This is a genomic window from Rhizobium sp. BK176 (genome assembly GCF_024808055.1).
Map to the genome: position 1 here is coordinate 1 of NZ_JANUBV010000061.1, position 6,022 is coordinate 6,022.

Genomic DNA, 6,022 nt, shown 5'->3' on the forward strand with positions numbered 1-6,022 from the left:
GCCGACGTCAACGACCAGCTCGGCCGCGGCCGACCCTTCTTCGTCGATATCGCCAGGGACGGCATCGTCCTCTACGAAGTGCCCGGCCATCCGCTGGCAAAACCGAAGCCATTGACGCCGGAAGAACAGCGGCAGGAAGCAAAAGGCTATTTTGAGCAATGGTTCAAGCTGTCAGAAGAAGCGCTGAAATTCGCGGAGTTTGGAATTACAAACGAGATGTGGCGGGATGGGGCTTTCATGCTGCATCAAGCCACTGAACGTGCCTATCACTGCGCTCTGTTGACCCTCACCCTCTACAGCCCGAAGTCGCATCGCATCAAGGTGCTGCGCTCCCGCGCCGAAGGAGTGGACCCGCGCCTGATTGCGGCATGGCCTCGTGACACCCGGTTTTCGCGGCGGTGCTTCGAGCTGCTGTCTCGCGCCTATGTCGAAGCCAGGTATTCCTCCCAATACGAGATCACCCAAGAGGAACTTGCCTGGTTGACGGAGCGGGTCAGGAGCCTGCAGGAGGTTGTCAAAACAGTCTGCCTCGAGCGGTTGTCCGGGGAGTAAGAAGCATGAGCACTTCGCTACGCCTGGTCGGGCTCGCTGGTGGCCTTGAGGTGAGGCCGGTAGATATGCTGCCGAAGCGCCCGGCGTGAAATCCCGTCGCCATGGGTTCGCCCAATAATCAGAAGTACTCATTCGCGGGGTCGAGCGCACTCGGGCATATTCAACAATGTTGGCTACGTCGTCGTGCAGGATGACGATCCTTACCCGAAAGTGCCAACCGTGTGAGGCATCTAATTGCTTTTGAGAATGTTGCTGATGGAACCGCAAGCTTCTCAGTTCGAGCCGCTTCATTGTTCTGCCGCTCGGGTGGGGTCAAGGCGCCGGCTTATACCAATATTCCCCTCGAAGATTTCGCCAACATAAATGACTGCAGTCCGCGGCCACCACGCCGATCGGGTTCTTGCCCGGACTTCAAAACTGGCGTCTCTGCCGAGCAGAGACTCGGCGAAGGTGACACGGAACAAAGAAGGAACAGTCTGTTGTGCAGACTCGTGCAATCAGGTAGTACTCCTTCTGGAAATGTACTGAATTGAACCAGCAGAATCAGGAAAAGCTATGAATGAAGATTGACGTTAAACTCATCCGTGATCAGCGCCAGCTCGCGGAAATGAAGCTTGCCTTGTTGGCGGAAGATCATCCGCTGCGGGAAAAATATATCTCCTGGATCAGCGAATTGGATCAAAAGCTTCGTGACGCGGCGAATTAGCGTTCAGAGAGAAGATTCAGAAGATCTGGGTCCGACAGAAATACCGCATCGGCTCACCCACTAGGAAAACCGCACTTAGAAACCCCGCTTCCGGGACCGGCTTTTGCGGAACTTCGAAGGACTGTGACCCAACACGTTCTCTAATCGCGGTTGTCAAGCTGGCTCTGTTTATATTGCTGGTCAGGCTCAGTAACGGGCGCAGATGCGGCAGCCCACATTGTGCAGGGGGCCGTAGTCGCAAATGCCGAGGGGGAAGTCCCATGTGAGTTCAGTTCACGCGTTGAAAGTCGTTCTGTCATCGCGCAAGTTGAACAGATCGAGGATCAGACGCACGCGGCAGCGTCGACGACCAACGCGAGGGATGTCCCCACATCGCCATGACGCATCCCGACAGTGCGGTATTATTCAGCCGCCTGACGCAGCGTCCATCCTGGTCCGTCGACCGGTCCGATGATTTCAAAGTCAGATGGCATGTAATGCTGGTCCGAACCAATGGCGGCCAGCGTCCAGAAGTCCCGATCCTCGCCGAACATGGTCGAGACTTGCACGATCGTGATCTCATGGATGTCGGCCATGGGTCTGGCCCAATAAAAGCTTCCCGGCACCAAACGCGCTACCAACATTGAACTCACTCCCGGTACAAGCGAGGATAGTCGCAAGACTCCAGGAATAAGAAAGATCCGAGGAAGCGCTTTGCACAACTGCGTTAATGGAAGTGCGCTCCGCCAGGCTCGGGATCGAAAACCATCTTGAATTTTTGAATGGATTTGGGCACTTCATGGCTCCATTTCCTAATCCGACAGGAGACATACGGCATGACCATTGCGGCAGACAAGCCAGCCGAAAATCACGTGTTTGAAGCGGACGTTGCGCGGCTTCTGCATATGATGGTCCACTCGGTCTACTCGGATCGGGACGTCTTTCTTCGTGAGCTGATTTCGAACGCAGCCGATGCCTGCGAGAAGCTCCGATATGAGGCGATAGAGACGCCATCGCTGCTGGCAAGCGCACCTGATGCCCGCATCACGATCACGCTTGACGAGGAAAATGGGCAGCTAAGGGTCGAGGACAATGGCATTGGCATGAGCCACGACGAAATGATAGAGGCTCTCGGCACCATCGCGCGCTCAGGCACGCGGGCTTTCATGGAGCGCATTGAAGCGCGCAAGGCAGGAGAGGGCAGCCAGCTGATCGGGCAGTTCGGTGTCGGTTTCTACTCCTGCTTCATGGTATCCGACCGGGTCGACGTGATTTCCCGGCGTGCTGGCGCCAAGGAGGCCTGGCTTTGGAGTTCCGATGGCAAGGGCAGCTTCACCGTGAAAGGCTTGGATCCTGCCGACGCGCCAGCGCGTGGAACACGCATCACGCTGCATCTGATGGAAGATGCCCGGACATATACCTCCCGATGGACCGTGGAGAAGATCGTCAAGGAGCAATCAGGCCACGTTCCTGTCGCAATCGACCTGATCGACAAACCGGGTGGCGAGCCTACGCAGCTAACCGACGGCACCGCGCTCTGGACCAAGGCAAAATCGGACATATCCAAGGACGACTATACGGACTTCTACCGCGGAATTTCCGGTCAATACGACGAGCCCGCCGTAACGGTGCATTACAGAGCAGAAGGGCGTCATGAATATACGACGCTTGCCTACGTGCCCGGCTCCCAGCCGTTCGACATGTTCGACCCTGATCGAAAGGGTCGCATGAAGCTTTACGTGAAGCGCGTGTTCATTACCGATGAAGCCGAAGTGCTGCCGCGCTACCTTCGCTTTGTCCGCGGCCTTGTCGATACCTCCGACCTGCCTTTGAACGTGTCGAGAGAGATGATCCAGGAAAGCCCGATCCTGACGGTTATCCGCAAGGGCGTCACCAACCGAGTTATCAGTGCCATCGAGAAGTTCGCCCAGGATGATGCCGACGGCTTCAGGACGTTCTGGGACAATTTCGGCGCCGTTCTCAAAGAAGGGATCTACGAGGATGCCGAGCGTCGCGCTCAACTGCTTGCTATTTCACGGTTCCGAACGACGGCATCGGGCGAGGCGCACCGCTCCCTCGCAGATTATGTGAAGGACGCAAGGGAAAATCAGAACGCGATCTTTTATCTCGCCGGCGGCTCGCACGATCAGCTCAAGGCTTCACCTCACCTCGAGGGGTTTCGCGCGCGAGGCATCGAGGTCTTGCTGCTCGAGGACTCCATCGATAGCTTTTGGGTCATGAATGCTCCCGACTTTGAAGGCAAGACGTTCAAGTCCATTACCCAGGGATCGACCGATCTGTCGCAGTTTGCAAAGGTTGACGGCCTGGACAATCCGGCGGCTGACGCTCCTGCCGAAACGACGGCATTCATCGAGTTCGCAAAAGAACAGCTCCGGGATCATGTCGCGGACGTTCGCGTGTCGGGCCGCCTCACCGAAAGCGCGGTTTGCCTCGTGGCAACGGAAGGAGGCTACGATCTCCAGATGGAGAAAATCCTGCAGGGAGCGGGTCGCATCCAGGCTGGAGCCAAACCAGTCCTTGAAATCAATCCTGTTCATCCAATGATCAGGGCCATTGCCGCAATCGACGGCGACGCGGCCTTCCGTGAGGATGCGGTCGCGCTTCTGCTGGACGAGGCCCGTATTCTTGACGGCAGCAAACCACTTGACCCCCGGGCTTTCGCAGAGCGCTTTGCAAGGATTTTCGAAAGGGCGGCGCGATCATAAATACGCGTGGCCTCAAGCCGTTTTGATGGCCCAACCGAGATGTCCGGTCCGCATGAGATAGAGCAGACCGGACGTTTCGAGCCTGACGTCACGTGGATCGGACCCCGTGATGCCACGCTTCAATACGCTAATCGAAATGCGTTCCGAATGGTTTGGTTGCTTCGACCACACATCGAGTGGATGGCACCGACGACAGCAACGCATCCAGAGGGCGACCGGCGCCAACCTACGCAGCGATCGGGAACGTCGGCCGATGCCTGCAATCGGAATAACGATGGCCTAACGGGCCGCTATCGCAATCGGCCCGAGACATGGAGGCGGACCAGCGCGTTATCCGCGGCTATCGCATGGCTGGTTTACAGTGATGCACGTTTAGACGCTGCACGGGCTGCGGCGTGCGATCAAAACGCGCCCTTTGTCGCATTGTACGCCTCGAGTGCTCTATCCCTGGCAAACGCGTGGTTAACCACGGGCATGGGATAGGTCGTGCCGAGCGTGATGCCTGTCTTCGCCAGAACATCGACCGGTGCCTCGAATGGCCGATGGATGTACCTGTTGTCAAGATTGGCCAGTTCGGGGACGAATTCGCGTACGTAAGCACCGTCCGGGTCGAACTTCTCACCCTGAAGGGTCGGATTGAAGATGCGGAAGAACGGAGAGGCGTCCGCACCCGATCCGGCGACCCATTGCCAGCTTGCAGCGTTGTTGGCGGGATCAGCGTCGATCAACGTGTCCCGAAACCAGGACTCGCCGAGGCGCCAGTCGACCATCAGGTCTTTGATCAAGAAGGACGCCGCGATCATGCGAACCCGATTATGCATGTAACCATGGCGCCAGAGCTGACGCATCCCTGCATCCACGATCGGATAACCAGTCAGTCCCTTTGTCCATATCTCGAAATGCTCCCGGTGATTTTCCCAGGGAAAGGTATCCATCCGGTCGTTCCAGTTCGTATTGGGAAGCCCTGGGAAGTGATAGAGCAGGTGGTAGGAAAACTCCCGCCAGGCAAGTTCCTTGCGGAAGTGAACGAGATCCTCGACTGGCACGCGTTTGCTCAACCCCCGCGTCTCGTGCCAGACGCGGGCCGGGGAAATAATTCCGAGCGCGAGGTAGGGAGAGAGCTGGGACGTCGCCTGCCGCGACGGAAGCTCGCGATTGAGCCGATAACCTTGAAGGTCTTCCTCGACAAAATCGCTCAGCCGTCGATGTGCCGCCGCTTCACCGGGTATCCAGATGTCGCTAAACTCCTTCGCCCAGTTCGGCCTTGTGGGCAGTAATGTCCAGTCGGCCAACAGTTCGGACGCCCGAGGCAGGTTCGCAAATCTGATCTTCGTCGGCGGATCCAGTGGCTCGCCCGGCTCGCACAACTTTTCCAACGCACGCCAGAAGGGTGTATAGGTGCGATAGGGCGTTCCTGCGCCGGTCATCAGTTTGGATGGGTCGTGGAGGAGCTGACCGGGAAAACTCCTGGCCTCTATGCCCCGCTCTGCAAGCGTCCGTTTGATCTGCGTGTCGATTGCAATGCCGGCCGGGTCATAGCGCCGATTCCACAGTACCGTCTCTGCTCCGCTGTAAGCAACAAGGTCGCTGAGTTCATCCAGCGCATGGCCGGAGACCAAATGCAGCGAACCGCCAAGCTTGCACAGCGCGCCCTGCATGCTTTCAAGGGAGTGGTGGAGCCACCAGTCCTGCGCTGCGCCAAGGGGGGCCGTACCGTCCGAACGGGGTTCCCGTATATAGACGGGGATAACAGGGCGCCCCGACGTGCAAGCCGCGTGCAAGGCTCGGTTGTCATCTAGCCGCAAGTCTTTCCGAAACCAGAGAATAACCGGCTTTGCATTTTCGGTCGCCAATGAGCCCGTCCTGTTTCAACGTTCCTGTATCTGTTACGGAACGACACCGGGCTTGGATCAGAAACTGATCACCAGCGTCAAGGCGAATTCTAAGTGCTCGCAACGACCTTGCCTAGGCCGTAAACTCATAAATTCTCTTGGCGTATTGCGTTCGGCGTGATTCAAGGCTTCCGAATTAGGAGCTATGATGACACGCCGCCGCTACG

General features: G+C 57.5%; 5 protein-coding genes. 3 read left to right on the forward strand and 2 right to left on the reverse strand.

The genetic code is table 11. The features are described from left to right. On the forward strand, positions 1–552 hold a 552-nt coding region (locus tag FHT76_RS41110), incomplete at its 5' end, for a HEPN domain-containing protein (protein ID WP_259186888.1). A gap of 559 nt (positions 553–1,111) precedes the next feature. After that, positions 1,112–1,258, forward strand: coding sequence for a hypothetical protein (locus FHT76_RS41115; RefSeq protein WP_183759297.1), 147 nt, complete (start codon positions 1,112–1,114; stop codon positions 1,256–1,258). 401 nt (positions 1,259–1,659) lie between these two features. On the opposite strand, the gene FHT76_RS41120 is transcribed toward FHT76_RS41115, so the two are convergent. Continuing rightward, positions 1,660–1,881 carry a hypothetical protein gene (locus FHT76_RS41120; protein WP_183759298.1) on the reverse strand — a complete coding sequence of 74 codons (222 nt, stop codon included), beginning with the start codon at positions 1,879–1,881 and terminating at the stop codon, positions 1,660–1,662. 192 nt (positions 1,882–2,073) lie between these two features. Here FHT76_RS41120 and htpG point away from each other — a divergent pair, with 192 nt between their 5' ends. Beyond that, positions 2,074–3,963, forward strand: a complete 1,890-nt coding sequence (gene htpG / locus FHT76_RS41125; RefSeq protein WP_183759299.1) for a molecular chaperone HtpG — start codon at positions 2,074–2,076, stop codon at positions 3,961–3,963. Positions 3,964–4,364: 401 nt separating this feature from the next. Here htpG and FHT76_RS41130 read toward each other — a convergent pair whose 3' ends face one another. After that, complete coding sequence (locus tag FHT76_RS41130) at positions 4,365–5,816, reverse strand: deoxyribodipyrimidine photo-lyase (RefSeq protein ID WP_183759300.1); 1,452 nt, start codon at positions 5,814–5,816, stop codon at positions 4,365–4,367. Between the last annotated feature and the right edge of the window lie 206 nt (positions 5,817–6,022).